The 263-nt window shown below is 39.9% G+C and carries 1 protein-coding gene; it reads left to right on the top strand.

From position 1 onward, the window contains the following. Positions 1-263: hypothetical protein (locus ACSV5T_RS09945; RefSeq protein WP_438321014.1), on the top strand; the 263-nt coding region annotated here is incomplete at both ends.

Raw genomic sequence — 263 nt, 5'->3', positions numbered from 1 at the left:
CAGTGATTTTTTACGCTTTGATTCGGGCTTTACTTTAAATAATGATATTAAAATAAAGTACTACGGCGTTGATCCTACTGGTATCCAGTCAGATACTCAAGAGAAACAATATCGGGTCTTTTCCATGTATGAACCGAAGGCTTCTGAATCTTTCATTCAAGGAAGTGGAAGCCCTGGGCTTAAGATTCAAGCAGAAGTCGACGAAAAAATCTACACGACGACCATCAATTCTGAAGGACATTTCCTGATTGAAGGACTCGACC

This window comes from Veillonella sp. ZSJB6 (assembly GCF_051549505.1).
Lineage (GTDB): Bacteria > Bacillota > Negativicutes > Veillonellales > Veillonellaceae > Veillonella.
Note: the sequence above shows the minus strand (reverse complement) of the source record. Positions and strands in the feature narration are given on the sequence as shown.